Source organism: Micromonospora sp. CA-246542, from assembly GCF_050942905.1.
In the GTDB taxonomy this organism is placed as follows: domain Bacteria; phylum Actinomycetota; class Actinomycetes; order Mycobacteriales; family Micromonosporaceae; genus Micromonospora.
This window is the reverse complement of the sequence record NZ_CP192040.1, coordinates 2,265,798-2,291,792: the sequence shown is the minus strand read 5'-3', so window position 1 is coordinate 2,291,792 and position 25,995 is coordinate 2,265,798. Positions and strand designations below refer to the sequence as shown.

The 25,995-nt window shown below is 73.3% G+C and carries 24 protein-coding genes; 7 read left to right on the top strand and 17 right to left on the bottom strand.

Annotated elements, in window-relative coordinates; translation table 11 throughout:
• Positions 1–4: 4 nt before the first annotated feature.
• From ACQP0N_RS10765 to ACQP0N_RS10755, 3 genes are all read right to left on the bottom strand, one after another.
• Entirely contained in the window at positions 5–2,164 is a 2,160-nt protein-coding gene (locus ACQP0N_RS10765) for a hypothetical protein (RefSeq protein WP_433119616.1), read from the bottom strand.
• A 7-nt stretch (positions 2,165–2,171) separates the two neighbouring features.
• The gene (locus tag ACQP0N_RS10760; protein ID WP_433119614.1) at positions 2,172–3,374 is read right to left on the bottom strand and encodes a low temperature requirement protein A; all 1,203 of its coding nucleotides are present in this window, start codon (positions 3,372–3,374) and stop codon (positions 2,172–2,174) included.
• Positions 3,375–3,448: 74 nt separating this feature from the next.
• A complete protein-coding gene (locus tag ACQP0N_RS10755; RefSeq protein WP_433119612.1) occupies positions 3,449–4,369 on the bottom strand; it encodes an SDR family NAD(P)-dependent oxidoreductase in 921 nt (306 codons plus the stop codon).
• A gap of 131 nt (positions 4,370–4,500) precedes the next feature.
• Here ACQP0N_RS10755 and ACQP0N_RS10750 point away from each other — a divergent pair, with 131 nt between their 5' ends.
• Complete coding sequence (locus ACQP0N_RS10750) at positions 4,501–5,328, top strand: helix-turn-helix domain-containing protein (RefSeq protein ID WP_433119610.1); 828 nt, start codon at positions 4,501–4,503, stop codon at positions 5,326–5,328.
• Positions 5,329–5,334: 6 nt separating this feature from the next.
• Here the strand turns inward: ACQP0N_RS10750 and ACQP0N_RS10745 are convergent, their stop codons facing one another.
• The 3 genes from ACQP0N_RS10745 to ACQP0N_RS10735 form a co-directional block, all read right to left on the bottom strand.
• Entirely contained in the window at positions 5,335–6,102 is a 768-nt protein-coding gene (locus tag ACQP0N_RS10745; protein ID WP_355050380.1) for a TetR/AcrR family transcriptional regulator, read from the bottom strand.
• A 90-nt stretch (positions 6,103–6,192) separates the two neighbouring features.
• Positions 6,193–7,827 (bottom strand): MFS transporter, encoded by a 1,635-nt coding sequence (locus tag ACQP0N_RS10740; RefSeq protein ID WP_433119608.1) that lies wholly within the window; start codon positions 7,825–7,827, stop codon positions 6,193–6,195.
• Positions 7,821–8,516 carry an SDR family NAD(P)-dependent oxidoreductase gene (locus ACQP0N_RS10735; protein ID WP_433119606.1) on the bottom strand — a complete coding sequence of 232 codons (696 nt, stop codon included), beginning with the start codon at positions 8,514–8,516 and terminating at the stop codon, positions 7,821–7,823. Before ACQP0N_RS10735 ends, ACQP0N_RS10740 begins: the two co-directional genes overlap by 7 nt.
• Positions 8,517–8,660: 144 nt before the next feature.
• On the opposite strand from ACQP0N_RS10735, the gene ACQP0N_RS10730 reads away from it, so the two are divergent.
• The 3 genes from ACQP0N_RS10730 to ACQP0N_RS10720 all read left to right on the top strand — a co-directional run bounded on the left by ACQP0N_RS10730 (position 8,661) and on the right by ACQP0N_RS10720 (position 11,768).
• Positions 8,661–9,953, top strand: a complete 1,293-nt coding sequence (locus ACQP0N_RS10730; protein WP_433119604.1) for a histidine kinase — start codon at positions 8,661–8,663, stop codon at positions 9,951–9,953.
• Positions 9,941–10,606, top strand: a complete 666-nt coding sequence (locus ACQP0N_RS10725) for a response regulator transcription factor (protein WP_433119602.1) — start codon at positions 9,941–9,943, stop codon at positions 10,604–10,606. Before ACQP0N_RS10730 ends, ACQP0N_RS10725 begins: the two co-directional genes overlap by 13 nt.
• A 100-nt stretch (positions 10,607–10,706) precedes the next feature.
• Entirely contained in the window at positions 10,707–11,768 is a 1,062-nt protein-coding gene (locus tag ACQP0N_RS10720) for a Gfo/Idh/MocA family oxidoreductase (RefSeq protein WP_433119600.1), read from the top strand.
• Between the two features lie 3 nt (positions 11,769–11,771).
• On the opposite strand, the gene ACQP0N_RS10715 is transcribed toward ACQP0N_RS10720, so the two are convergent.
• Both ACQP0N_RS10715 and ACQP0N_RS10710 read right to left on the bottom strand, forming a co-directional pair.
• Complete coding sequence (locus ACQP0N_RS10715; RefSeq protein ID WP_433119598.1) at positions 11,772–12,014, bottom strand: hypothetical protein; 243 nt, start codon at positions 12,012–12,014, stop codon at positions 11,772–11,774.
• Between the two features lie 258 nt (positions 12,015–12,272).
• Positions 12,273–12,503, bottom strand: coding sequence for a winged helix-turn-helix domain-containing protein (locus tag ACQP0N_RS10710; protein WP_433119596.1), 231 nt, complete (start codon positions 12,501–12,503; stop codon positions 12,273–12,275).
• Positions 12,504–12,726: 223 nt separating this feature from the next.
• Here ACQP0N_RS10710 and ACQP0N_RS10705 point away from each other — a divergent pair, with 223 nt between their 5' ends.
• Positions 12,727–12,930: a hypothetical protein gene (locus ACQP0N_RS10705; RefSeq protein WP_433119594.1), complete on the top strand. Its 204-nt coding sequence runs from the start codon at positions 12,727–12,729 to the stop codon at positions 12,928–12,930.
• Between the two features lie 84 nt (positions 12,931–13,014).
• Here ACQP0N_RS10705 and ACQP0N_RS10700 read toward each other — a convergent pair whose 3' ends face one another.
• Both ACQP0N_RS10700 and ACQP0N_RS10695 read right to left on the bottom strand, forming a co-directional pair.
• Positions 13,015–13,236 (bottom strand): hypothetical protein, encoded by a 222-nt coding sequence (locus ACQP0N_RS10700; protein WP_355050387.1) that lies wholly within the window; start codon positions 13,234–13,236, stop codon positions 13,015–13,017.
• 156 nt (positions 13,237–13,392) lie between these two features.
• The gene (locus ACQP0N_RS10695) at positions 13,393–14,463 is read right to left on the bottom strand and encodes a hypothetical protein (protein ID WP_433119592.1); all 1,071 of its coding nucleotides are present in this window, start codon (positions 14,461–14,463) and stop codon (positions 13,393–13,395) included.
• 16 nt (positions 14,464–14,479) lie between these two features.
• Between ACQP0N_RS10695 and ACQP0N_RS10690 the strand changes: the two genes are divergently transcribed.
• Entirely contained in the window at positions 14,480–15,454 is a 975-nt protein-coding gene (locus ACQP0N_RS10690; protein ID WP_433119590.1) for a hypothetical protein, read from the top strand.
• An 11-nt stretch (positions 15,455–15,465) separates the two neighbouring features.
• Here ACQP0N_RS10690 and ACQP0N_RS10685 read toward each other — a convergent pair whose 3' ends face one another.
• The 3 genes from ACQP0N_RS10685 to ACQP0N_RS10675 all read right to left on the bottom strand — a co-directional run bounded on the left by ACQP0N_RS10685 (position 15,466) and on the right by ACQP0N_RS10675 (position 19,306).
• Positions 15,466–15,786, bottom strand: coding sequence for a helix-turn-helix domain-containing protein (locus tag ACQP0N_RS10685; protein WP_433119588.1), 321 nt, complete (start codon positions 15,784–15,786; stop codon positions 15,466–15,468).
• Entirely contained in the window at positions 15,690–18,131 is a 2,442-nt protein-coding gene (locus ACQP0N_RS10680) for an AAA family ATPase (RefSeq protein WP_433119586.1), read from the bottom strand. The genes ACQP0N_RS10685 and ACQP0N_RS10680 overlap by 97 nt, the downstream gene beginning before the upstream one ends.
• An 86-nt stretch (positions 18,132–18,217) precedes the next feature.
• Positions 18,218–19,306: an NYN domain-containing protein gene (locus ACQP0N_RS10675; RefSeq protein ID WP_433119584.1), complete on the bottom strand. Its 1,089-nt coding sequence runs from the start codon at positions 19,304–19,306 to the stop codon at positions 18,218–18,220.
• Positions 19,307–19,527: 221 nt separating this feature from the next.
• Between ACQP0N_RS10675 and ACQP0N_RS10670 the strand changes: the two genes are divergently transcribed.
• Positions 19,528–21,567 (top strand): glycosyl hydrolase family 28-related protein, encoded by a 2,040-nt coding sequence (locus tag ACQP0N_RS10670; RefSeq protein WP_433119582.1) that lies wholly within the window; start codon positions 19,528–19,530, stop codon positions 21,565–21,567.
• Between the two features lie 41 nt (positions 21,568–21,608).
• On the opposite strand, the gene ACQP0N_RS10665 is transcribed toward ACQP0N_RS10670, so the two are convergent.
• The 4 genes from ACQP0N_RS10665 to ACQP0N_RS10650 form a co-directional block, all read right to left on the bottom strand.
• Complete coding sequence (locus tag ACQP0N_RS10665; RefSeq protein ID WP_433119580.1) at positions 21,609–22,238, bottom strand: CG0192-related protein; 630 nt, start codon at positions 22,236–22,238, stop codon at positions 21,609–21,611.
• Positions 22,239–22,253: 15 nt separating this feature from the next.
• Positions 22,254–23,348 (bottom strand): SRPBCC domain-containing protein, encoded by a 1,095-nt coding sequence (locus ACQP0N_RS10660; RefSeq protein ID WP_433119578.1) that lies wholly within the window; start codon positions 23,346–23,348, stop codon positions 22,254–22,256.
• Positions 23,349–23,396: 48 nt separating this feature from the next.
• A complete protein-coding gene (locus ACQP0N_RS10655) occupies positions 23,397–24,443 on the bottom strand; it encodes an NAD(P)H-dependent flavin oxidoreductase (protein ID WP_433119576.1) in 1,047 nt (348 codons plus the stop codon).
• Between the two features lie 288 nt (positions 24,444–24,731).
• A complete protein-coding gene (locus tag ACQP0N_RS10650; protein ID WP_433119574.1) occupies positions 24,732–25,844 on the bottom strand; it encodes a hypothetical protein in 1,113 nt (370 codons plus the stop codon).
• Positions 25,845–25,995: the final 151 nt, after the last annotated feature.

The following is a 25,995-nucleotide window of genomic DNA, read 5'->3' as shown; positions in this document are numbered from 1 at the left end:
CTGTTCACTCCGCGTCGGCGCCGCGGAGCCGGCCGACGAGGTCGCGTACGACGTCCCGGAACGCCGGGTCGGACTCGCCCGGGTGGTGCCCGCGCAGTGGCGGAGGCCGGCGCTCGCCGGGTGCCGGCAGCAGGCCGTCCGGATCCCGCAGCCGCCGGTCGACGTGACCGGCGGGGTCGGTCGGGTCCGGCGAGGGATCGCCGGGTCGGTGCGCGGCGAAGATCCACCCGCCGACCGGATCGGTGTCCCGCCACAGGTTGACCCACCGCCATCCGACCCGCTCCCCCACCTGACGCAGCGTCCCGTCGTCGAGGTAGGCGGGGAAGAGCCGGGCGTAGAGGCGGCCCAGTGGGGAGCCGTAGGTCAGCAGCGCGACCCGTCGACGCACGGCCGGCGGCAGCCGTAGCACCGCGAGCGCCAACAGCGCCGAGCCGTGACTGTGCCCGCACAGCAGCACTCCGGCGTGCCGCTCGGCCAGGTGGCCGATCCGGTCGGCCAACTCCGGTACCGCCCGGTCGGCGTAGCTCGGCGGAGCGAACGGGTGCGCGGCCCGGGGCCAGAAGGTGCCCAGGTCCCACAGGATCCCGACGTGCCGGCGGAACCACGCCGTCCGGTACGCGAAGAGGCCGCCGGACACCAGCGTGAGAGCCACCGCGGCGACCAGATAGGTGCCTCCCACCAGACCCATTTCGACCACACCGGCCGGCAGCCCGAGAACCCGCCGCGCCACGTCGTCCGGTTCGCGCCCGAACTGCCCGAGCAGACTCGTGGCCAGCCCGATCAGGGCGAGCACCGCGTAGGTGACGGCCAGCAGGCCCAGCCACTCGGTGAACCGCGCACGGGCCACGGCCTTGGTGACCTGCCGCAACCGCACGGTCGCCCCCGGCGGCGGCGCGGGAAAGTCGCGGTTGGTGATCGTCGCCGCCGCGCGGCGGCGACGTCGCCGCGACAGGACCGTCAGCACCACACCCAACAGCACCGCCGCGTCGACGTGCAGGAAGAAGGCCAGCACCGTCCAGCGGTACGGCAGCGGCGGCCCGCCGTCACCGCGATATCCGCCGAGCAGCACCCCGCTCTGGTAGACCAGCCCGGAGGCGAGCGAGCCGGCCAGGCCGACCGCGAGGGCCGCGATGACGGCGGCGCCCGCGCCTCCCGGCAGCGCCCGGCGACCACGACCCCGTTGCCCCAACACCAGTGCACTGAGCAGCACCAGCAACGCCATCTGGCCGAGCAGCGTGCCGCCCGCGATCCCGCCGTAGCCGGGGAGTCCGGCCGATGTCGGCCAGCCCCGCCCGTCGCCCGCGACGACGACGAGGGTCGCCACGGTCAGGCCGGCCGCCACCACGGCGGTGCCGCGCGCGGTGACGGTGGCCGTCCGCGCGGTCGCGGCCCGGTCGATCAGGCCGGGGACGGCGAGCAGACCGACGCAGGCCACCAGGACCGCCGCGGCGGACGCCAGCAACAGGTTCGTCCCGACCGTCGCGCCGCCGGCCCGGCGGGCCGTGAGCAGCAGCAGATCGAGTACGCCGAGCGCGGAGGCGACGTGGATCGCCCGCAACCGCTCCACCAGCGGCTCCACGGCCCACAGCGGGCTGCCGGACGGTCGGCGACGGCGGGTCCCGAGCAGTCGCAGGAGCCCCACGGCGGCGATCGGCAGCAACGCCAGAACCGCCAGCCGCTGCCCGACGGGTCGGTCGTCCAGCCCGAACAACGTGTCGAAGGGCGCCCGGCAGGGTGTCGCGCCGAGACAACGCCAGGCGACCAGGTCGAGGGCGACCCCGGCGATGGACACCACGTACACCAGGGTGAGGTTGAGCGCGAGGAGCCGGCAGAGGACGGTGACCCCAGCGGCGCGCCTACCGGTGGGTCGCATCCACACCGCCGCGTTGCTGAGCATGAACGGCAGCAACAGGACCATGGAGATCGTCCGGGCCACCGTGCCGGAGGGCAGATCACCCCAGCGGTACGCCTCGAGCGTCAACCTGTCAGGGGCGTCGCGGCCCGGCCCGTCCGGCCGGTAGAAGCCGCCACGATCGTCACCCGCGACCTGGCGCGCCGACGCCGAGCCCAGGACGACCGAGGGTTCCGCCCCCGACACGCCGTGCACCCGCAGCTCCACCACGTCTGCGCGTCGCGCTGGGGCGTCCGGTCGCGGTGCTGACATCGGCGGGTTACCCGGGCCGCCGGGGATCGGGCCTGCCGTCCCGCCTGCTTCTGGTGGCGTAGCGCCGGAGGCCGGGCATCCCGTCGACCAGGACGATCAGCACCAGCACCCCGGCGACGACGGCGCTGTTGGCGACGTGCGGAAGCCGCTGGGTCGCGAACCCGAACCCGATGATCGCCGGCACACCGAGCAGGCGCGCCCACGGCCGGCTGCCGTCGACCACCCACGCGAGCAGAATCCGGGCGGTCAGGAACAGCGCCGGGCCGACGATGCCGAGGGCCAGCTGCGCCGTCTCCTCGGTGCGGGGGTCCTCGATCGTCATCTCCATGGCCACCGAGGTGGCCAGGACGCCGGCGATCATGACCAGGTGCAGGTAGCCGGCGAGCAGCGCCAGCTTGCTGCCGGGCGGACCGGCCGCCATGATGCTCGCGCCCAGCCGCGAGCCGGCCGGCGCCAGGTAGAGCCGGGCGAGGGCCACCGCGGTGACGAACGCCAGGGCGAAGGCCAAGGTGCTCTCGACGTGCAGGCCGGCGTCGCTGTAGGCGATGCCGGCGAACAGGATCAGCTCACCCAACGCGATGATGAAGATCTGCTGGTACCGCTCGGAGAGGTGATCACCGTTGACCTGGAGGTCCGGCCACGAGCTGCGCCCGAGCCACGGAAACGGCCAGCGCAGCCGGGCCAGGGAGTACTCCAGCACCAGGGCGAGGGTCCAGAGCACCTCCCGGGCCGGCTCGACGGCCGCGCCCACCAACCACATCGCACCGGAGATCGCGAACCAGATCGCCACCCGCAGGCTCCGCAGTTGCAGCGGGTGCCCGCTCAGCGCCGGGATCAGCAGGGCGCCCCGACCGACGTGGATCGCCACGTAGGCGCCCGCGAACAGCGCGGCGTGCGAGCCGAACGCGGTGGGCACCGCCGCGGCCATCAGCAGGCCGCCGAACATCACCCAGAGCAGGAGTACGACGATCAGCGGCGCCTGGGGATCGAACCAGTCCGCGGACCACGCGGTCACGAACCACACCCACCAGATCGCCGCCAGCATCACCACGACCTGGAAGCCACCGTTGACGCTGGGGTCGTCGACCACCGCCCTGGACAGCCGGGTCAACGCGAAGATGAAAGCCAGGTCGAAGAAGAGCTCCAGGAACGAGGTCCGCCGGGGGTCCTCCCGCTTCTGGAGCAGCCGCCCGGGAAGCCCGTTCGCCATCGCCCCCCTTCCCGGACGTCACCCGCCGACCCAGTCGTACCATCCGCGGGGCCCTGCTCGGGCGGGTTCCGGCGTCAGCGGGCGATGAGGTCCGCCGCCACGTTCCAGAGGCGCTCGGCGTTGCCCGGGTCGACGGCGTACGCCGCCACGCCCGTGTAGTCGGCGGGCCGCTCGGTCCGGACGGGGGCCTCGGCGCAGTCCTCGAAGTAGCGACCGCCGATGCCGTCGAGCAGCGGGGACGCGGCGAGCAGCACCGAGGTGGCGGCACCCTGCTGCGGGGTCTTCTGCCGCTCCTTCGGGGTCCGCAGCCCGCCGGTGTGCTTCTGCAGCCCGGTCGCGATCGCGCCCGGGTTCAAGGCGTTGGCGTGGATGCCTTCGGCGGCCCAGCGACGGTTGGCCTCGACGGCGAGCAGGGCCTCGGCGCTCTTGGACTGCCCGTACGCCAGGAGCGGGTCGTACGGCCGGAACGCGAAGTGCAGGTCGTCGAAGATCACCGGGGAGAAGAGGTTGCCGCTGGAGCTGACCGACACGACCCGGGCGCCACCAGCGGCGGCGAGAGCGTGGTGCAGGCCGACGGTCAGCGCGTAGTGCCCCACGAAGTTGGTGGCGAACTGCATCTCCCAGCCCTCGGTGGTGCGCTCCAACTCGGGCAGGGCCATGATCCCGGCATTGTTGATCAGAATGTGCAGCGGCCCTTCCCAGCCGGCGACGAACCGGCGTACCGAATCCTGGTTGGCCACATCAAGCTCGCGGACCGCGACGCGGTCCGCGCCGACGCTGGCCGCGATGTCCCGGGCGGCCTCCTCACCGGCCGGGACGCGACGCACCGCGAGCACCACCTCGGCCCCGGCGGCGGCCAGGGTGCGGGCGGTCTCGATGCCGATGCCGGCCGCGCCGCCGGTGATGACGGCCCGCTTGCCGGTCAGGTCGACTCCGGCGAGCACCTCGTCGGCGGTCGAGGCGAAACCGAATGGCGTCGTGATTCGCTCGGTCATCTCTGTCCCATCTCTCGATCACGCTTACCTGACCCACTGTCACCCGGCCGGTCGGCGATATCCGGGTTACCGGTTTTCCTGGTAGTGGCAGGACCAGGCTGGGCGACGGCGGCCGCTCCTACGATGGGCTGGTGAGCACGGCCGGCCCGTTGGGCGAGTACCTGCGTGCCCGGCGCGAGCTGGTCGGGCCGGGTGACGTCGGTCTGCCGGCACACGGCCGCCGGCGGGTGCCCGGTCTGCGACGCGAGGAGGTGGCCCTGCTCGCCGGCATCAGCGCCGACTACTACCTGCGGTTGGAGCAGGGACGGGACCGCAACCCGTCGGCCCAGGTGCTCGAAGCGCTGGCCCGGGCGCTGCTGTTGGACACCGAGGCCACCGCGCACCTGCGCCGCCTCGGCGGGCACGCCCCGCCCGAGCGGCCGGCACGACGGCCGGAGCGGGTACCGGTGGGCATCCGGCAGCTGGTGGGTTCCTGGGCGGAAACGCCGGCCTTCGTGCACGGCCGACACCTGGACGTCCTCTTCGCCAACCCGATGGCGACCGCGCTGACACCGATCTACCGGGTCGGGGTGAACCTGCTGCGCGAGGTCTTCCTGGGCCCGCGCGTGCCCGCGCTCTACCCGGCCCCGGAGGCGGTCGCCGCCAGCGCGGTGGCGGGCCTGCGCGCGCAGGTGGGGGCGGAGGTGGACGATCCACGGCTCACCGAGCTGGTCGACGAGTTGACGGCCGGCAGCGAGTTGTTCCGGCGGCTGTGGGCGCGCCACGACGTCACCGCCCGCGCGGGCGGCGGGTTGCGCGTGTTCCACCACCCGCAGGTGGGCGAGTTGGAGCTGCGCTACGAGAAGCTGACGATCAGCGGCACGACCCAGTCGCTGGTCGTCTACCACGCCGAGCCGGGCAGCCCGTCCGCCCGCTCCCTCGCCCGGCTCGGCGACGCCGTGCCCGCGCTGGACGGCTAGCCGGGCCTACCGGTCGGCCGCCCGCTCGGCGACCACCACCGAGATGCCGTCGAGGACGCGTTGCAGGCCGAACTCGAAGGCGTACTCCGGGCCGTAGGCGGCGCCGTGCTGCTGACCGGCCGCGGTGCCGACCCGCGACGCGGTCGGGTAGCTGTCGGGGTTCAGGAACGTCTCCAGCCAGGGCGCGTGCGACTGCCACCACTGGCCGTCGGTCATGCCGGTCTCCCGTTCCAGGTCGACCACCTCGGAGGCGGCGCGCGCGGAACTCTTCACGTGCCCGAGCACGAGGGTGAGCACCGCGTCCATCTCGACGTCGGTGAGCCCGATGTCGGCGACCGCGCCGAGTTCGTGGTCGTACTTGGCCATCAGGTGCGGCCCGAGCACCGGGCGGGTGGTCTCGGCCCGCACCATCCACCGGTGCCGCTGGTAGAGCGCCAGGTTGTCCCGGGCGATCCGTTCCAGCCGGGCCCGCCAGTCACCCTCGACGGCGGAACGCGGCATCTCGCCGTACGCGGTGTCGATCATGACGTCGACGAGTTCGGCCTTGCCCGGCACGTACGTGTAGACCGACATCGTGCCCACACCCAGCGCCTCGGCGACCCGACGCATGGTCACCGCGTCGAGCCCCTCGGCGTCGGCGATGTCGATGGCGGCCCGGACGATCCGGTCGACGGTGAGCCCCTGCCCGGCGCCGCGGCTGGTCGGTTCCCGGGTGCGCCAGAGGATCGCCAGGCTGCGGGCCGGGTCCGCGGTCGGCTTGCGCTCAGTCGCCATGGTCCGGCCATCCTAACAACGCGGGCGTACGCGGTACGGTGCCGACGCGATCCACCGGTGGCGGGCCGCCGGCACGACGTGTACGACGCGTCAGATCCCTTCGCGGGCGTCGGACAGCCGCGGCCCGGCGGCGGCCGGCACGAGATGACGTGCCTCCGAGACGCCGTCGGTCAGCTCCCGGGCCCGCGCCTCGGCCTCGCGGTCCTCGCCGGTCAACCGGCCCCCGTGCTGGCGCAGGTGCTCGTCCCACGACGGCACCAGGTACACCTCGACGAACCGGTCCGTCGTCTCGGCCGGCCGGAACAGCCCCCAGCGCATCGCGCCGGTGCGCTGCCGGGCGGCGCGCACCACGTCCATGGCCGCGAGGAACGGCTCCGTGCGCTCCGGCCGGACGGTGTACTCGACAGTCACCAGCACCGGTCCCACGCCCGGGTCCGGCTCGTGCGCCAGGTGCAGTTGCGGCCAGTAGGCCGCCGGTTCACGGTTCACCGAGCGCAGGTCCGGCAGTGGCCAGATCCGGCTCGTCACGGTTCCGACGAACATCAACGCCGCCGCCGCGAGGTAGGCGAGGACCAGCCCGCCCATGTCGGCCACCAGACCCCACGCCAGGGCGCCGACGGCCTGCCCGCCGGCGAAACACACCTGGTAGACGGCCAACCCACGGGCCCGTACCCAGCTCGGCAGGAAGAGCTGCATCTCGGCGTTGACGTTGGCCAGCACCGTCACCCAGGCCATCCCGGCCGGCAGCAGGGCGAGGAGCACCAGCGGTACCACCCGCACGGTGCCGAGAACCGTCAGCGCGCCGGTGAACAGCACCCCGGCGATCAGCAGGAGCTGGTTCGCCGACAGCCGGGTACGGATCACGGCCAGCAGCACACCGCCCGCGATGGCGCCCACCCCGAGGGCGGCCAGCAGCAGCCCGTACCCGCCGGAGCCCAGCCCGAGCCGCCGGGCCGCCACCAGCGGCAGCAGCGCCCACAGCGCGCTGGCCGGGATCACGAAGACCAACGCGCGGCGCAGCAGCCGGCGCACGATCGGCGAGTGACGTACGTAGCGGCTGCCGGCCCGCAGCGCGGCGGCGAACCGCTCGGGCACCTCGACGGCGCGGGCGGTGCTCGGACGCCAGCGCCACAGCGCGGCCGCGAAGATGGCGAACGCCACCGCGTTGATCCCGAAGACCGGGGCGACGCCGGTCCGGGCGATCAGGACACCCGCCACCGCCGGTCCCACGGCCCGCGCCACGTTGACGCTGATCGAACCGAGCGCGGACGCCGACCGCAGCTGCTCCTGGGGCACCAGCTCCGGAATCACCGCCGACCAGGCCGGCAGGGTGAGCGCCTGCCCGACCCCGAACGCGAAGGTGAGGGTGAGCAGCAGGGCCGGCGGCATCCGGTCGGTCAGGGTGAGCAGGGTCAACGCCAGCGCCACCGCCACCAGGAACAGCTGCACGGCGATCAACAGGTGTCGGCGGTCGAAGCTGTCGGCCAGCACCCCGGCGGGCAGCGCCAGCAGCAGGATCGGCAACAGGCTGGCGGTCTGCACCAGCGCGACGAGGGTGGAGGCGTTGGAGTGGTGAATCAGCAGCCACTGCGCGCCGACGGTCTGCATCCAGGTGCCGATGTTGGCGGCGAGCAGGGCCAGCCAGAGATTGCGGTAGACGGCCCCGCGCAGGGGCGCCCACGCGGAGGCCGGACGGTCCCCCGCACCGGTCCGCGCCGTTACCACCGCCCGTCCGCGCGCAGCACGCGCTCACCGGAGACGTAAAGGTCGTCGGGTTGCAGCAGCAGCAGCCGGACGACCTCGGTGGCGACCTGCTCGGGCAGGGCGTAGATCTCGTCGAGGAACTCGGCGCCGACGCGCTCCTGGAGGCGGGTCGGCATCGGCCCCGGGTGCAACTGCATCACCTTGACCCGGTTGCTGTGCTGGGCCTCGGCCAGCGAGTCGACGAGGCTGCTGCCGTAGCTCTTGGTCGCCCGGTAGACCGGTATGCCGGGCCGGGGCGCGGCGAGTGCCATCGCCCCGATGTACACCACGTTCCCGTAGCCCTGCCGCTGGAGATGCTCCAGCGCCTCCCGCAGCAGGTACGTGGTGCCCAGTACGTTGATGTCCACGGCCCGCCGGATGTGCTCCGCCGGCAGGTCCCCGAGGTCACCACCCGCCCACATCGACGCGCACGCCGCGACCCCGTCGACGGTGCCGTAGCGCCCCACCACCTCGGCGAAGGCGTCCCGGACCTGCTCGTAGGAGGAGACGTCGCAGACCGCGCCGTCGCACCCCAGCTCGTCGGTCGTCGCGGCGACCTCGGCCGGAACATTGCCGAACACCACGACGCGGTGCTCGTCGAGCAGCAGCCGGGCCACCGCGAGGCCCAGCCCACTGGTACCGCCGACCACCACGAAGGTTCTGGCACCCATGTCACTCCAGCCGCCGCAGGTAAGGCCCCGCGCGTCCTTCCCGTTTCCGGACTCCGCACACCCCCGCCGGTAGTGCTGGACATACCCCGAAGAGGGGATCTGGACGGCTGGGGCAGCCGGTGGCCGCCGATTAGCGTCTGCGGCATGACCTCGGAACACCCCCGTCACCTCGCCGCCGCCCTGCGAAGGCGCGACTGGCTGATCTCCGCCTGGCCCTGGCGCGCGCTGGCCTACCTGGTCACCACCGTGCCGATCGCCGGTGTGCTCACCGTCGGGCTGCTCGTCATCGGCGCGCCCCTGCTGGCCGCCGCCAACGCGCTGCGACAGCACGGCAGGCCGCCGTCGATACCGCTGATGCTGTTCCTGGCGGTCGGCAGCCTCACCCTGGTGGCTCTCGCGCCGCTCGCGAGCGTTCCGGTCGCCGCCGTCGAGCGGTGGCGACTCGGCCTCGTGGACGGCCGCCCCCTGCCGCCCGCTTCGCGGTGGACGGGTCTGGCCGGCCGCTACCGCAGCGCGGCCAGCTGGCGGGAGGTGGCGTACCTGTTCTGGCTGGGTGGTGTCGTGCCCATCGCGTACTGGACGTTCCTGGTGCTGGCACTGCTGGACCTCGGGATGGTCACCAGCCCCTGGCTGGCCGGTGCCGCCGATCCCGTGGTGATCTGGCGGCCGATCGAGAGCACCGGCGAAGCCGTCCCGTACGCGATCGTGGGTGTGCTGCTCGTCCCGGTGCTCTGCTACGCGGCGGGGCTGCTCGCCGCCGCGCAGGCCACGGTCGCCCGGTGGGCGTTGACCAGCCCCGTCGACGCCGCCGCGCTGCGCGAGGTCGCCCGTTCCCGGACGCGGCTGGTCGGGGCGTACGAGGCGGAACGGCGGCGCATCGAACGGGACCTGCACGACGGCGCGCAGCCCCGGCTGACCAGCCTCACCCTCCAACTGGGCCTGGCCCGGCTGGACGTACCCGAGGACTCCCCCGCCGCCCGGCCCCTCGCCGTGGCGCACGACCAGGCGCGGGGGCTGATGGTGATGTTGCGGCAGTTGGTGCACGGCATCCGGCCGCAGAGCCTCACCGACCTCGGCCTCGCCGACGCCGTCCGCGAGGTGGCCGACGCGTCTCCCGTCGCGGTCACCGTGCACGCCGACGTCGACGGGGATCTGCCGGAGATCGTCGAGACCACGGCGTACTTCGTGGTGTCCGAGGCGCTGGGCAACGTGGCCCGGCACGCCGGTGCGACCCGCGCCGAGGTACGCCTGACCCGGGCCGGCGGCGACCTCGTCGTCGAGGTGTCCGACGACGGGCGCGGCGGCGCCGACCCCGCCCGGGGCACCGGCCTGACCGGACTCGCCGACCGGGTCGCCGCCGCCGACGGCCGTTTGCTGCTGGCCAGCCCTCCCGGCGGGCCCACCCTGGTCCGGGTGGAGCTGCCATGTCGCCGGTGACCCGAGTGGTGCTCGCCGAGGACGAGGTGCTGCTGCGCGAGGGCCTGGTCGCGCTGTTGACCCGCTTCGAGTTCGCGGTGTGCGCGGCCGTCGGCTCCGCGCCGGAACTGCTGGAGGCGGCCCGCGCGCACCAGCCCGACCTGGTGCTGACCGACATCCGGATGCCACCGGGTCGTCGTGACGACGGGCTGCGCGCCGCCGTCGCGCTCCGCGCCGAGCGGCCCGGCCTGCCGGTGGTGGTGCTCAGCCAGTTCGTGCAGACCGGGTACGCGGCGGCGCTGCTGGACAGCGGCGACGGCCAGCGGGTCGGCTACCTGCTCAAGGACCGGGTGGCCGAGGTGACCGAGTTCGTCGAAACGCTGCGCCGCGTCACCGGCGGCGGCACCGCCATCGACCCGGACGTGGTGCGGCAACTGCTGCACCGGCCCCGCGACCCGCTCGCCGCGCTCTCCGCCCGCGAGCGGGAGGTGCTGGCGCTGCTGGCCGAGGGCCGCTCCAACGCGTCCATCGCCGCCCGGCTGCACGTCACCGAGGCCGCCATCGGCAAGCACGTCGGCAACATTCTGCTGAAACTCGACCTGCCGCCCAGCGACGACACCAACCGGCGGGTGCTCGCCGTGCTCACCTATCTGCGCGCCGACCCGGTGGGCTGACCAGCGTCGGGCCCGGCCCGGGTCCGGGTCGGGCGCGGCGTAGATTCGACCACCGGCACCGCCGCCGAACCGGGCGCGGGCCAGGAGAAAGGGGTACGGCATGGCGGAGGCGCTGCGGGTCGGTCTGCTGGGGTACGGGCTGGCGGGTCGGGTCTTCCACGCTCCGTTGATCGCCGCGACACCCGGGCTGCGGCTGGACGCCATCGTGACCCGCGATCCACAGCGGCGCGAGCAGGCCGCTCAGCACTTCCCGGACGCCCGCCTGGTGGACGACGCCGACGAGTTGTGGCGTACCCCCGAAGCTCTGGACCTGGTGGTGGTCGCGACGCCGAACCGGCAGCACGTGCCGATGGCGCGGGCGGCCCTCGCCGCCGGCCTGCCGGTCGTCGTCGACAAGCCCCTGGCTCCCACCGCGGCCGATGCCCGGGCGCTCGTCGAGGAGGCCGACCGGCGCGGAGTGCCGCTGACGGTGTTCCAGAACCGCCGCTGGGACGGCGACTTCCTGACCGCCCGCGCGCTCGTGGAGAGCGGTGAGCTGGGACGGGTGCTGCGCTTCGAGTCCCGGTTCGAGCGGTTCCGCCCGACGATCAAGCCCGGTTGGCGGGAGCTGGCCGGGGTGGACGAGGCCGGTGGCGCCCTGTTCGACCTGGGCGCGCACCTCGTCGACCAGGCCGTGCAGCTCTTCGGCACGGTCGAGCGGGTCTACGCCGAGGTCGACCGCCGCCGCGCGGGCGCCGAGGTCGACGACGACGCGTTCGTGGCGTTGACCCACGCCAACGGCGTGCGTTCGCACCTGTGGATGGGGGCGATCACCGCTCAGCTCGGCCCCCGCCTGCGGGTGCTCGGCGACCGCGCCGGCTACACGACCTACGGGCTGGACGTGCAGGAGGCCGCGCTGCACGACGGCGGCCGACCGGACCAGCCGGGCTGGGGCGAGGTCCCACCGGAGCGGTACGGCCTGCTCGGCGTCGACGGTGACCTGCGCCCGACGCCGACGCTGCCCGGGGCGTACCAGAGCTTCTACGCGGAGGTGGCGGCGGCGCTGCGCGACGGCACCCCGATGCCGGTGGACCCGCGCGACTCGGCCGCCACGGTCGAGCTGATCGAGCTGGCGCACCGGTCGGCGGCCGAGGGCGTGGTGCTGCCGGTCCCGACCGCCTGAGCCTTACTCCGTCACCTGCCCGGAAGGGGCCTCCTCCTGCTCGGAGGGGGCCCTGTGCTGCTCGGAGAGGGCAATTTCCTGCTCCGAGAGAGCTTCTTCCTGCTCGGAGAGGGCATCGTCCGGCACGCGGGCGTCGTCGTCGGTCAGCGCGTCGTCCGACGGGGCGACGAGGTCGGCGAGCCGGCGTTCGGCCTCCCGAACCTCCTCGTCGAGCCGAGGGTTCTCCTCGTCGGGACCCTGCGACATGAGCGACCTCCATCGAACGCGGACCGCCCCCGTGTACCCGGCCTGCCGCAGGGAATGCGCCCTGCGGACCCGGCCGCGCCCGGGTTGATCCACTCCACTTCCGCGATGTCGCGGTGTCCCGGCCTCAGGATGCGCCCGGATCGGCGAAGTCGAGTTGATCGAGCGCGCTCGGCTTGATCACTTGATGCTCACCAGTTCCAGGAAGACTTTCCGAACTGGTGAGCATCAAGTGATCAAGGAGTACGGAGGGCGCGCCGATCAGGTGGGCGACTTCTCCGCGACCCACAGGCCACGACCCTGGAGGCCCACCACCAGACCACGGGTCTGCAGGACGATGACCGCCCTCTGGACCGTGGTCACGCTGACGTCGTAGAGGGCGGAGAGTTCGTTGTACGTGGGCAGCCGCTCACCCGGCGCGTACTCCCCACTTGCGATCCGTGCGGCGAGATCCTCGGCCACCTCGCGGTATCCGCTGGTTGGTATGGGCATGTGAAGGTTCCTTCGTTCGGCACCTTCCATCGGACCATGCCGATCACACCCCTTCAAGACCAACATTGCCTTAGGTACTAAAGGTCTCTAAGGTCGAAGGAAGGTTGTCGGTTTCTTCGTTCGGCAAGCGTGGAGCCTGGCCCCGAAGCCCGCCCGGGGATCGGCGCGATTTGGTCGCCGGCCCCTGGGCGGACTCATCGTGATATCGCGAAAGGTGCCGAGCATGCCGATCGACGAACCCGTGTCCAGGGCCACCGAGCTGTTCATCGCCAAACGCGTGCTCGACGCGCACTGGACGGATGCGCTCGACTCGCCGTGGCGAGCAGGTGGGTGCCGGGAATGCAGAGGGCGGGACGACTGTCCTCAGCTTGAGTGGGCATCGGCCCTCGCGGCAGAGGTCGCCGCGATCATGTTTCAGAAGGGGTGACCTCGGGGCGCGAGAAGGGGGTGGGTCGAGCACCGGGTGGGCCGGGGGGCGCGGGGGGCGTTGCCGGCCCGACCCGGTGCCGGATCAGCGCTGCTTCAGCTCGCGCCAGGATGGGTGCGTACCGCGCCAGGCGTCGGCGAGGATGGTCGCCGAGGCCCGGCTGGGGCACTGCTGCACCCGCTCACGGCCCGACGCCCCACCGATCTGGGCGCGGACCTCCCAACCTTGCCCGTCAGTACGGATGTACACGTCCCGGCGCCCGCGCGGGGTCGTGTCACCGTTCCACCAGTGTTCCTCCACCTTCATTCGCCGACCGTATAGCAATTTCCGCGCCGGGGGTACGGCGCAGGTGGGCAGATACGGGTTCTATAGCCGCAATTCGGGCGCAGATCCACCTGTGTGTCGGCGGGGAGGAACCGCAACGGCGATTCCTCCCCGCCTGAGCGATGGCTCAGGAGCGACTCAGATGCCGTTCAGCACGCTGGCCAGGGTGTTGGCCAGCTTGTCCTGCCCCGATGGGCTGGGATGCGGCGACCCTCCCTCGGCGGTGATCTGGATGTCACCCGGTGTGAACGGCGGCGGAAGCGCCACCCGTACGGCCGGGTCGAACGGGACCCCCATCTGGATGGCCCAGTTGAGGTCGCTGATCACGCCCCGCACGGTGCCCACCCAGAGCGGATCGATCAACGGTGACAGCATCGACACCGGTTGCGGCGGTACGTAGGTCAGCAGCGCCGCCGGCAGGTACGCCTTGAGCTGCATCCAGCCGTACTGCCCGATGTCGATGTTGGCCGGCGTGATGTCGTAGTAGAGCATCCACACCACCTTGTCGGCGCCCGCCGCCAACAGGGAGTTGACGATGAAGGTGGCATCGGCGCTGACACCGGCGTACTGGCTCGGGCCGTCGTAGCGGGGCACCTGGACGTTGATGTAGTAGTCCTCACCGACCGGCAGGTCGAGCCAGAAGTTGCAGCCGCCGCCGTTGGTGATGATGCCGGCCTTGCCACCCTGGGCCGCCCACTCGAAGCGGAACACGCCGTACGAGTTCAGGGTCTCCGCCGCGAACTCGTAGCCCCGGCACTTCGCCAGTCGGGTCAGCACCGTCGTCCAGTTGGTGTTGTTCACGCCGCCGGTCGTCACGTGGTACGCGTCGTGCTTGTCGCTCTTCGCCTTGGCGATGCGGGCCGTGGCGAGACCGAGCGGACTGGCCACCCGGGCCCACGCGTTGCCGCACGAGTCGGGGCCGGCCCGGCCGGCGATGATGTCGCCGGTGCCGTACCCGGTCCGGGCGTAGTTGTCGTAGTCGACGATGCTGCCGTTCATGTCGAAGTAACGCCGGGCGTAGCTGTAGACGCCGTTGTTGCCGGGCATGCCCCGATCGTCGAACGAGGTGTTCGGGCAGCCGGGACCCATGAACCCGAAGCCGAACTGGTGGTGCGACGAGCTGATCGAGTCGCCCGTGACGGTGAGGACGGTGTCGTCCTCGACGGTCTGCACCTCGCGGCAGCGGATGCGGTCCTTGTTGGCGTCCACGAGGGTGGGGTTGCCGTTGACCTGCGGGCAGCCGGTCGGCGGTGGCGGTGGCGGCGACCCCGGCCCGCCGGTGGGCCAGGGCGGGCCGTCGGTGGGGTCGGTCGGGTTGCTGGGTGACGACGACCCACTGGGTGAGGCGCTGCTCGACGGTGAGGAGCTGCCCGACGGCGACGCGCTCCCCGACGGCGAGGAGCTACCCGACGGCGACGCACTCCCCGACGGCGACGAGCTACCCGACGGTGACGCACTGCCCGAGGGGGACGAGCTACCCGACGGCGAGGCACTGCCCGAGGGAGACGAGTTGCCCGACGGCGACGCGCTGCCGGACGGCGAGGAGCTACCCGACGGCGACGCGCTCCCGGACGGCGACGAACTGCCCGACGGCGACGCGCTGCCCGAGGGAGACGCGCTCCCCGAGGGGCAGGGCGTACCGCTGGGCGACGAGGTGGACGATCCGCTGGGCGAGGCCGGCGACGTGGGCGCTGTCGCGGTCGCGGCGGGGGCCCGTTCGGCGACCGCTTGGGCCGTCACCGGCGGCCGGGTCTGCCGGGTCGGCGAGGCCGAGGCCGACGCCGACGCCGAACCGGTCGGGGTCGGGCAGTCGTCGGCCGCCGCCCGGTTCTGGGTACGGATCTGCGCGAGGCGCGCCTCGACCTCCGCCGGGAGCTTCCCGCCCGGCTTGACGCACGGGTCGAGCAGCCAGGTCGTACCCTCCAACTCGCGGGTGCAGGGCGCCGCGTCGTACGACTCGGCTGCGGGGGCGGCGCTCGCCGGGGTGGGTGAGGCGTCCCCGGCGGTCGGGGCGACCACCGCGGTGAGCGTGGCCACCGCCAGCGCCATCCCGGCGGCGAAGAGAACGTTCTGGATCGACCTCGTGGGTCGTGCTCCTGGTGGTCCGCTTGGATCCAACTGGCTCATTGCCGTCCTCCAGGGACTGAGTGCACCGGTAGGTTGTTACCGCACGGTAGGGACGCGCGCGGTAACCCGGTAGATCAGTCGGCCTTACCTACTGTCGAGCGGGGATCGCTCGCGGTGACCCTCTGGCGTACGCCCGACCGTCTCGTGACCGAGCACGACGGCCAGCTCCCGGCGGTTGCGGACGCCCAGTTTGGTGAAGACCCGGGCCAGGTTGTTGTTGACGGTGTTGACCGACAGTCCGAGCCGGTCGGCGATGCTGCGGCTGGACAGGGCGACCGCGAGCAGCGCGACGTCCCGCTCGCGGCGGGTCAGCGTCGCCTGCTCGACGCCCGGGGCGGTCGCGGCGAGCAGCGGCGTCCGTACGCCCCGGCAGGCCTCGGCCAGCGTCGCGGCCCGCTGCGCCACCGCCAGTCGAGGTCGACCCCGTCGGGCGTACGCCCGGGCGGCGACGCCGACCGCCTCGGCGGCGAGCAGGGTGTGCCCGCGGGCGACGAGGTCGTCGGCGGCTGCCTCCAGGGCCGGCCCGTCGTCGTGGAGCAGACCGTCGACCGCGCCGGAAAGGGTCGACGCCAGGCCGCCGAGCTGGTCGGCGAGGGTACGCAGCCGGTCCCGGACCGGCTCCGGGGCACCGAGGCGCGCGCACTCGTAGAGCGCCACCGCCTCGATGGTGGGCTGCTCGCTGCCGCGGGCCAGGTCGGCCGCGTGCCGGGCGGTACGGATCGCCGCGGTGAGGTCCCCTCGGCGACCTGCACCCAGGCGCGGTTCAGCTCCACCCAGGCGTGGAAGATCCGGTTGGCGGTCCGCTCCCGGGCGTCCGCCGCGGCCAGCCAACGCCGCGCGCCGGACAGGTCGCCGGACAGGGCCCGCACGCCGGCCAGCTCGGCCCAGTACGTCCGTACCAGGTGGTACTGGTCGTTCTCCTCGACCAGGGCGATGGCCTCGCGCAGGTCTGCCTCGGCGGCGTCGAGCTGCCCCTGCGCCTTGCCGATGATCCCCCGGAACCCGGCCCACACGGCGACCATCCCCCGCGCGTCGCTGGCGACCGCCGCGCGGTAGCCCTCGTCGGCCAGCTCGACGGCCTCGGCCAGCTCACCGGCGGCGTACCGGGCGTAGCAGAGCCCCAGCCCGACCTGGGCCTCGTTCCACGGCAGGTGTTCGGGCGCGGCGGCGAGCACGGCCCGGCCCCGCCGCGCCAGCTCCGCCGCGAGCCCGAGCCGGCCGAGCATGCCCGCCGCCGAGGCCGCGCCCATGGTCGCCCAGCTTGCCGCGCGTACGCCGGTGTCGGGGCGGGCGAGCACGGCCTGACCGACCGCCAGGGCCGCCTCGCACCGACCGTCGTAGAACAGCACCCAGGACCGGGTGGCCTCGGCCAGGTCGTGGCCGGGCGAGCCCTCCGGCACCATCCGCAGTGTCTCGTGCGCCTCGTCGATCCGGTCCAGCCCCCAGTACAGCAACCCGGCCCGGGTGATCGCCCAGATGGCGAGCCGCTTGCTGCCCGTGGGCGGGGCCGGCGGGAGCATGTCGAACGCCTCCTGGCTGCGCGCCTGGTACTGCAACACCCGGGCCAGCAGCCACTGCGCCTCCCACCCCGGTCCGGCGTCGTACGCCGTGCGGGCCAGCCGCTCGGCCAGGTCGATGTCGAACCGGTCGATCGCCTGGCGGGCGGCGGCCAGCGCGATTTCCGGGTGCCGGACGCTGCCGGAGCGCAGTTGCCACACACCGGCGACCAGCGCGTCGTCGCGGCGGCGCAGCGGCATGCTCGCCAACACGTCGGCGAGCTGCCCGAACACCGTCCGGGAACGGCTGGCGGGCATGCTGGCGCGCAGCGCCTCGCCGTAGAGCGGGTGGGCCATGCGCAGGGCCGTACGCGCGCCCGAGCGCTCCGCGACCACCATGCCGCTGCGCTCGGCGGCCTCGATGGCGGTCGGGTCGACGAACCGTTCCAGCAGGGCCAGGGAGAGCGGTTCGCCGCAGGCGACCACCTCCAGCACCTGCCGGGCCGCCGGTTCGAGGGCGCGCAGCCGGGCGCTGACCAGCTCGGCGAGCCGGGGGCTGCCGGAGGCGGTGCCGCGCCAGCGCCAGACGCCCCGCACCTCGTGCAGGCCGCCGGTCTCCATCGCGTCGGCGAGCAACTCCCGCAGCAGCAGCGGGTTGCCGTCGGCGAGCTGCCGCAGCCGACGCCGGCTGAGCGCGTCGAGCGGACCCGGCGCGGCCTCGTCGAGCAGGTGGTCCACGGCGGTGGACGGCAGCGGACGCACCTCCAGTCGCCGACCGGAACCGGTCCACAGTGAGGTGAGCGCGTCGGAGAGGGGTTCGCCCGCGCGGACCGTCGCCACCGCCACCGCCAGACCGTGCACGGCGAGCTGGTGCAGCAGTCCGGCGGACGGTTCGTCGAGCAGGTGCGCGTCGTCGATCCCGATCATGACCGTGCGTCCGGCGCTGCGCCGGGCGAAGTCGCGCTCCACGGTGACGACCAGCCCCATCGGGTCGGCGTGCGGCCGGGTCGGCGCGGGGATGAGGTGCGAGACCGCGCCGAACGGGATCGAGCGGGCCGCACCGGTCGCCGACACCCAGTGGCACTCCACGCCGCTGTCACCGGCGCGCGCCAACGCCTCCCGCAGCAACCGCGTCTTTCCCACGCCGGCGTCGCCCACCAGCACCAGACCGGGTACCCGCGCCGCCACGACGTCCTCGATGGTCTTCAGCTCGACGTCGCGGCCGACCAGTGTCCATTCCCCACGTCCCGGCATGACGACCCTCACCTCGCCCTCGGGGCAGCCATGCCGTCCACCCTATGGGCAGTCCCGACACTTCCGCTCGACAGCGGTCGATGCGGTCAGGACGAGGTGAGCAGGTAGTCGTCCGCCTCCGGGCTCCACCGCAGGTCGACCGCGCCGCTGGTGGCGGCGGCCTTGCAGAACTGCAGGAAGCTGCGGTAGCCGAGCTTCTTCTCGCTGAAATCGGGCCGGACCCGGCGGAGCTGGTTCTTCAGGCCGGAGAGCGCCACCGGGTTGCCGGCGCTGCCCAGGTCGCCAACCACGCCCCGGAGCAGGCCGAACGCCACCTCCCGGTCGCCGTGCTCGGGCAGCGACACCTCCGGGTCACCCTTGGCGGGCCCCTCGGCCAGGTCGACCACGTTGTGCTCGGCGAGGTGGCGCAGCAGCTCGCCGAAGGTACGGAAGCCGTAGTCGGACTCGCTGAAGGTCGGGTCCTTGCGCAGCAGGGTGCGCTTGAGCCGGGACGCGGTCACCTCGCCGCTCGCGCTGCCCTGTAGACCGGCCACCGTCTGGGCGACCTGCACGGCGAGCGCGTCGACGTCCCGGCCGGGCTCCTCCCCCACCGGCGGCTCCTCCACCTCCGGCTCCCGCTGCTGCTCCGGCTCGGTCGGCCGCTGATCGGGGCCGGTCTGCCGGACCGGCCGGGCGTGCCGGGCGCGTACGGGCGGGATGTCCACGCCCTCCAGCCGGTCGTAGTACAGGAACTCGTCGCAGGCCGGTGGCAGCAGCGCCGACGTGGACCCCTCCACCCCGACGCCGATGACCCGCTTGTTGAGCTCACGGAGCTTGTGGACGAGCGGCGTGAAGTCGCTGTCGCCACTACAGATGACGAAGGTGGAGATGTAGTCGCGTTCGAACGCCAACTCGATCGCGTCGACGGCCATCTTGATGTCGGCGGCGTTCTTGCGGGACGCCCCCATCCGCTGCGGGATCTCGATCAGCTCCACGTGAGAACGGGTGAGCATCCGGCGGTCCTCGTCGAAGTACGACCAGTCGGCGTACGCCCGGCGCACCACGACCCGCCCGCGCTCGGCCAACGCGTCGGCGATCGGCCGGAAGTCGAAGGCGCCGCCGCCACGATGGTCGCGGGCCCCCAACGCCAGGTTCTCGTAGTCGAGGAAGAGGGCGATCCGATCTTCGTGCTCCACGCGGGCCAGCGTACGCCCGCACCGGCCCAGCGGGACGCAGGCGAGGCGCGACACCCCCGCCGTCCTTTCGTCCAATTCTTGCGGCCTTACAGTCGTCTCTTTTCGTTCGGTGATTGATGTCTTGCAGGAGACTGCGGGGTGCTGCATCATGACGCTCAATGTCGGGCGTCCAGGGGAACGCCGGGCGGACCTCCACCACCACCCACCCAGGAGGGTCACCGATGTCTCGCAGCATCCTGCCGCCGCGCGGACGCCCGGGCCGCCGCCCGGTCGCCACCGCCGTCGCGCTCGCGACCGGCCTCGCCGTGCTGGTCGCCGGACCCACCGTCGCCGCCGCCGGCCCGGCCAAGCCATCCGGCACGCAGCCGGTCGTCACCCGGGCGGCACTCGATCCGGCACTCGTCGCCGGGCGCGGGGCCGACGTCGACTTCGTCGAACAGGAGGCCGAGAACGCCCGCACCAACGGCGAGATCATCGGCCCCGACCGGTCCGCCTACACCCTGCCCGCCGAGGCGTCCGGCCGCCGGGCGGTCCGACTCACCCCGGGCGAGTACGTCGAGTTCGTCCTGCCCAGCGCCGCCAACGGGATCACCGTGCGGTACAGCATCCCGGACGCGCCGTCCGGCGGCGGGATCACCGCGCCGCTGACGGTCGCCGTCAACGGCAAGCACGTGCGCACCATGGCGCTGACCTCGCAGTACTCGTGGCTCTACAACCAGTACCCGTTCACCAACGACCCGCAGGCCGGCCTGCTGCACCCGGACTGGTGGATCACCGAGTGCCAGTGCGTGCCGTCGGCCACCACGCCGTACCCGAGCATCAGCACGCCGTTCCGGCCCACCCACTTCTACGACGAGCAGCGACTGCTGCTCGGGCGCACCTACCGGGCCGGCGACAAGGTCCGGCTCACCGCGCCGACCGGCACCGCCGCCGCCTGGACGGTCATCGACCTGCTCGACTCCGAACTGGTCGCGCCGCCGCGCGTACGGCTGCTCGCGGCGAACGTCCTCGCGTTCGGCGCCGACCCGACCGGGCGACGGGACTCCGCCGACGCGATCGACAAGGCCATCGCCTTCGCCCGGCGGGCCCACCTGAAGGTGTACATCCCGCCGGGCACCTACCAGGTCAACCGGCACATCATCGTCGACGACGTGACGATCGAGGGCGCCGGCAACTGGCACACCATCATCAAGGGCCGCGAGGTCGCCCTGTCGACCCCCGCGCCGGACGGCTCGGTGCACACCGGCGTCGGGTTCTACGGCCGTGACGCCGCCGATGGCGGCAGCCGCAACGTGCACCTCTCCGACTTCGCCATCGAGGGCGACGTGCGGGAGCGCATCGACACCGACCAGGTCAACGCGATCGGCGGAGCGATGAGCGACTCCACCATCGACGGGCTCCACCTGCGCCACACCAAGGCGGGCCTGTGGTTCGACGGTCCGATGCGCAACGTCCGGGTCACCAACACCATCGTCGTCGACCAGATCGCCGACGCGCTCAACTTCCACACCGGCGTGACCGACTCCCTGGTGGCGCACAATTTCGTCCGCAACACCGGTGACGACGGCCTGGCGATGTGGTCGGAGAAGACGGCGAACGCCCGGAACACGTTCGACCACAACACCGTGCAGTCGCCGACGCTGGCCAACGGCATCGCCATCTACGGCGGCACCGACACGACGGTCTCGCACAACCTCGTCGCCGACCCGGTCCGCGAGGGCAGCGGCCTGCACGTCGGCGCCCGCTTCGGCGCGGAGCCGTTCGCCGGGTACCTGCGGTTCACCGGCAACACCACGGCCCGTGCCGGCACGTACGAGCTGAACTGGAACATCGGGCTCGGCGCCATCTGGATGTTCGCGCTGGACCGCAGCATCGACGCGGCCATCGAGGTCACCGGCGACGCGTACCTGGACAGCACCTTCAACGCGATCATGCTGGTCAGCGACTGGCCGGTGAAGGACCTCTACTCGATCACCAACGTGAGCTTCCGCGACGTCCGGGTCGACGGCACCGGCACCTCGGTGGTCAGCGCCCGTACGGCCGGCTCGGCCTCGTTCGCCAACGTGGACGCCCGCAACGTGGGCGCGGTCGGCGTCAACAACTGCGGATCGTTCCACTTCACCCCGGCCGGCTCGGAGTTCACGCTGACCGACCTGGGTGGCAACGACGGCGGCTGGCTCGCGCCGTGGCTGCTGCCCAACACGATCACCTGCGACGACCGGCCGCCGGTCGTACCACCGCCGCCCCCGGCACAGTGGTGAACGCGGTGGGCGGCCCGGTCGACCGGGCCGCCCACCGCCGTCTAACGCGTGCGGACGTACGCCAGCGGCACGGTCGTCGGCTGCCCGTCCCAGGAACCCCGCAGGGTGACGCCCCGGACCTCGCCCGCCCCGGCGACCGGCCGGCGGACGACGACCAGCTCCACCGCGTCGGTGTCGATGACGGTGTCGTCCCCATCGACGACCCGCCGAACCGCGCCGACCTCCGGCACGTCCCCGCCGCCGTCGACGTCGATCGTCATCGCCGGCGGTCGCACCTCGCGCCGACCGTCGACCTCGAAGTACTGCTCCGCCTGACCGGCGCCGCTCAGGACGGCGTGGGTCAGCGCCGCCGCGTACACCGGGTCGGCGCAGGCGTCGTACACCCAGCGACGGCCGAGCGCCGAATGATCGGTGGTACCGACCAGCCACTCGTCGGCGTCGTCGAGCGGCGCGGCGCGGTAGGTCAGGGGTACCTGGTGGACCGGCCCGTCGGCGGCGGCGACCAGGATCGTCTCCACACCGACCTCACCGGCCGGGTCGTCGAAGCGGTACGCCCCCCTACTCACCACCTCGACGCCGGCCGGTCCCCGGTACCAGGGCCGGTCGGGCAGCCAGGTCGTCAGCAGTTCCAGCTTCGTGGGGCGCAGTGTCGCCCGGTGCAGCAGTGCCATGCGTCAGGAGCCTAGTCAGAACCCCGCGCACGGGTTGCCGCCCACCGTGCACCCCTCCGGCTCCCGCGCCTTGGGTCGGCTGTCGCGGACGTCGAAGCGGATCGTCCGCGACCCGCCGGCCGGCAGGGCCTCGCCGGTGAAGGTGAGCGCCTGCCCGTCCCGGGACGAGTCGGCCCCGTCGACGTCGTCCACGCTGCTGCCCTCGGCCAGGGTCACCACCACGACCCACTGCTCGACGGGCGCGGGCCCCGGATTGTCCACCACCACCTCCCCGGTGTAGCCGAACAGCCGGCTGGAGGCGGTGTCGTACCGCGCGACCAGCGGGGGCGGGGGCGGCGGCCCGGTCGGAGTGGGAGTGGGCGACGGCTTCGCCGACGGGGTACGCGTCGGGCGGGCGCTGGTCGGTGTGGCGGTGCGCGACGGGCGCACGGAGGGCGTGGCCTTCGGTTGACCGGAGGTCGCCGCCGCCTCCACGAGGCTCGGCTCCGGTGTCGTCGGTGTCGGCGACGAGGTCGGCGTGGCCACCTGGTCCGGCTCGCCCGGCAGCGTCAGCCACGCCGCCGTACCCGCCGCCAGCACGACCCCGACGAGTCCGGCGACGACCGCCCGCCGACGACGACGCCGGACCGGGCCGGTCGCCGCGATCACCGGCAGTTCGGTGGTCAGTCCGGCCTCGCCTCGGCGCAGGTCGACCTGCTGGAACGCGAGCCAGTCCAGAATGGCCGGCAGACGCACGGTGAGCGCCTGACGCAGTTGCTGTTCACGGGCGTCGCGCTGCTCGTCCGACCAGGCGCCGTGGGTCGGCACCTCCCGCACGGCCAGTCGACTGCCCTCTCTGGTGGCGGTGACGGTGCAGGTCAGCTCGCTGAGCCGGCCGGCCTCGTCGCAGCGCAACGCCAGCAGCTCCGGCACCTGCCGCTCGGTCACCTCGACCTCGACGTCGGCGTCGAAGCCGGGCAGGTCGGCCGTGTGCACCAGCAGCCGGTCCGGTACTCCCTCCACCATGTCCGCCTCGGCGAACCAACGGCCGAGCAGCTCCCGATCCGTCAGTGCGAGCCAGACCCGGTCGGACGGGTGGGACAGGTCGACGTGCGCGCCGATCTCGATCACGGCGAGACTCTAACGGGTGGCCAGGAGACTCCGGGGTCGGAGGCCGGCTCAGCCCCAGCGGCCCGCCCGCTCGGCGGCCTCCGTCAGCGCCACCCGGGCGGCGGTGCTCAGCTCGACGACCAACTCGGCGGCCGGTACTTCCCGGGCGAGGGGGTGCGCCTGCCCGGCCCACAGGTTCGCCACCGAGGCGTCGCCGTCGCGTCGGGCGGCGGCGAGCAGCGGACGGGTCAGGTGCAGCACCTGCGGGTAGCCGGCCGGCGCCTGCGCGTCGTGCGTCCGCAGGAAGTCGTTGACCACGCCACGGGCCCGCTTGCCGGTGTACGCCCGGGTCAACGCGGTCGGGGCGACGCTGGCCACCGCCGCGCGGTGCAACGGCGAGCTGCCCGCCTCCGGGCAGCGCAGGAACGCCGTACCGACCTGCGCCGCGACCGCCCCGGCGGCCAGCGCCGCCGCCAGCGCGGGGCCGTCGGCGATGCCGCCCGCCGCCACCAGCGGACGGTCACATCCGGCGACCAGCCGGAGCAGCGGCAGCAGCGCGTAGTCGTCGTCGTCCGGCAGACCGCCGCGGTGCCCGCCGGCCTCGGTGCCCTGCACGATGACGGCGTCGACGCCCAGGTCGGCGGCGGCGGTGGCGGCGTCCGGTCGGGTGACGGTCGCCCACACCTCGGTGCCGCGCTCCCGCAACGCCGTCACGGCGGCGCGGTCGGGCAGTCCGAACGCGAAGGACACGACCGGCACCGGGTCCGCGAGGAGCGCGGCCAGCTTCTCGGGGTACGCGTCGTCCCCGCCCACCGGATCGCCGAGCGTCACCCCGAACTGCTCGGCCTGCGGCGCGAGCCGCCGCGCGTACGCCGAGACGGCGGCCTCGTCGACCCGACCGTCACCGGGTAGGAAGACGTTGACCCCGAACGGCCGGTCGGTACGGGCGCGCACCGCGGCGATGTCGGCGACCAGCCGGTCGGTGTCGATCATGCCGGCGGCCAGGAACCCGAGTCCACCGGCGGCGGAGACCGCCGACACGAGATCCGGCGTGGACGGGCCGCCGGCCATCGGGGCGGCGACGATCGGGTGGCGCAACGCGGACAGCACGGACATCCACCCATCCTCCCGCACCGCGCCGGCCTGGCGGCGCACGGTGCGGCGCCCGCCCGCCCGACGTCGCCACCGGTCGACGCCGGTCAGCGCCACCGGTCAGCGCCACCGGTCGACGACGTCCGACACTTCAAGATCGTGCTCGATCCTTGTTGTAGTGGTGTCGGGCGGAAGGGATGCCACTACATCCAGGATCGAGCACGATCTTGAAGGGGTGAGGGTCGAGCACTGCCCCGAGCCCGGACGGTGTCGGTAAAACGCACGTGCCGACTTCTCGCATCGATCGTGGAATCAGCGTCGGTCGGTGTGCCGCCGCCACAGCAGTCCGGCCACGGCGAGGAGCGCCAGCAGCGTCCCCGCGCCGGCCACCAGCGACCACACCTGACCGCCGCCGATACCGGCCGCCTGCGCGGCCGGGCTGGCCGCGGCGGCCGATGGCGGGGCCGCCGTGGTGGACTCCGCGAGATGAGCGGCGGAGCCGGCCGTCGTGGGGTACCGCAGGATCGTCGGCCGGGTGCCGGCCGGTTGGTCGGCGGACTCGGAGACGGTGAGCAGCGACCGGCCGTCCCGGCTGTAGGTGATCGACTCGCCCTGCGGCTCGTCCGGCAGCGGCGTGATCCGCGGGGTACCGCCGGTCAACGCGCCGACGAGGTCGTCGCCGGCCACGTCGTACTCGAACGCGTCGGCGTAGCTGCGCAGCACCACCCGGCGGCCGTCCGGCGCGCTCGCCGCGCCGGTCACGACGCTCCGGCCGAGAAACGAGTACGGATTACTGGTCGTGGTGGCCGGCAGGACCACCTTGCCCACCGAGGCCAACGGCGTGGTGGCGCCCGGCTTCAGCGCGGTGGTCGGGGCGTACAGGACCACGGTGCCGCTGCCACCCTTGGTGATGATCAGCGGCCGACCGGACGCGTCGATCAGCAGCGCCTCCGCGTCGTGTGGATTGTCCGGGTACGTCATCCGGTGGAGCACCGGCCGGTCCGCGCCCGGCGCGAGCCGCCACAGCGCGATCGTCTCGCGGTTGCGGTCGTTGTCACCGATGTCGGCCACCCAGATGGCGCCGTCCCGGCCGACGGCCAGGTCCTCGGTGTCCCGGGGCCGGGTGGGGTAGCTGACGGTCCGCGCCACCGCGCAATTCCTGTCGAGGAAGAAGATCCGTCGGCGGGCCTCGTCGTCGGCGCCGTCGTTGACCACGACGTACCCGTCGTCGGTGGTGACCATCCCGGACAGCTCATTGAGCCGCTCGTCGCGGATCTCGCACACCGGGTCGCCCGCCCTCGCGGCACCGGCCGCCGCCGGAGCCGCCGGTAGGGCCACGGCCAGCGACGCCGCGCCCGCGACGAGAGTCGCCAGCGCCGTCGTGCGGACGCGCCGCCCCCGGGTCACCCAGCCGCGTACCCGCATCGTCCGCCTCCTCGTCGCGGCCGGTGGCCCGGCCGTCCCGCCCATCCTGGCCGATCGGGGACGGCGACGGCGACCAAGCGCGCGGACCCGACGGCATCCGCGCTCCGGGCCGCGCGCCGCCGTGCCCGCACCGCAGCCGGATCTGTCGTAC

Excerpts from the sequence above, each read along its gene's own strand:
- ACQP0N_RS10700 (WP_355050387.1), bottom strand. The coding sequence starts at position 13,236 with ATGAAGGTGGAGGAACACTGGTGGAACGGTGACACGACCCCGCGCGGG.
- ACQP0N_RS10715 (WP_433119598.1), bottom strand. The coding sequence starts at position 12,014 with ATGTCGCAGGGTCCCGACGAGGAGAACCCTCGGCTCGACGAGGAGGTT.
- ACQP0N_RS10670 (WP_433119582.1), top strand. The coding sequence starts at position 19,528 with ATGTCTCGCAGCATCCTGCCGCCGCGCGGACGCCCGGGCCGCCGCCCG.
- ACQP0N_RS10730 (WP_433119604.1), top strand. The coding sequence starts at position 8,661 with ATGACCTCGGAACACCCCCGTCACCTCGCCGCCGCCCTGCGAAGGCGC.
- ACQP0N_RS10665 (WP_433119580.1), bottom strand. The coding sequence starts at position 22,238 with ATGGCACTGCTGCACCGGGCGACACTGCGCCCCACGAAGCTGGAACTG.
- ACQP0N_RS10705 (WP_433119594.1), top strand. The coding sequence starts at position 12,727 with ATGCCGATCGACGAACCCGTGTCCAGGGCCACCGAGCTGTTCATCGCC.
- ACQP0N_RS10755 (WP_433119612.1), bottom strand. The coding sequence starts at position 4,369 with ATGACCGAGCGAATCACGACGCCATTCGGTTTCGCCTCGACCGCCGAC.
- ACQP0N_RS10680 (WP_433119586.1), bottom strand. The coding sequence starts at position 18,131 with ATGCCGGGACGTGGGGAATGGACACTGGTCGGCCGCGACGTCGAGCTG.
- ACQP0N_RS10765 (WP_433119616.1), bottom strand. The coding sequence starts at position 2,164 with ATGTCAGCACCGCGACCGGACGCCCCAGCGCGACGCGCAGACGTGGTG.
- ACQP0N_RS10650 (WP_433119574.1), bottom strand. The coding sequence starts at position 25,844 with ATGCGGGTACGCGGCTGGGTGACCCGGGGGCGGCGCGTCCGCACGACG.
- ACQP0N_RS10655 (WP_433119576.1), bottom strand. The coding sequence starts at position 24,443 with ATGTCCGTGCTGTCCGCGTTGCGCCACCCGATCGTCGCCGCCCCGATG.
- ACQP0N_RS10760 (WP_433119614.1), bottom strand. The coding sequence starts at position 3,374 with ATGGCGAACGGGCTTCCCGGGCGGCTGCTCCAGAAGCGGGAGGACCCC.
- ACQP0N_RS10745 (WP_355050380.1), bottom strand. The coding sequence starts at position 6,102 with ATGGCGACTGAGCGCAAGCCGACCGCGGACCCGGCCCGCAGCCTGGCG.
- ACQP0N_RS10735 (WP_433119606.1), bottom strand. The coding sequence starts at position 8,516 with ATGGGTGCCAGAACCTTCGTGGTGGTCGGCGGTACCAGTGGGCTGGGC.
- ACQP0N_RS10725 (WP_433119602.1), top strand. The coding sequence starts at position 9,941 with ATGTCGCCGGTGACCCGAGTGGTGCTCGCCGAGGACGAGGTGCTGCTG.
- ACQP0N_RS10720 (WP_433119600.1), top strand. The coding sequence starts at position 10,707 with ATGGCGGAGGCGCTGCGGGTCGGTCTGCTGGGGTACGGGCTGGCGGGT.
- ACQP0N_RS10710 (WP_433119596.1), bottom strand. The coding sequence starts at position 12,503 with ATGCCCATACCAACCAGCGGATACCGCGAGGTGGCCGAGGATCTCGCC.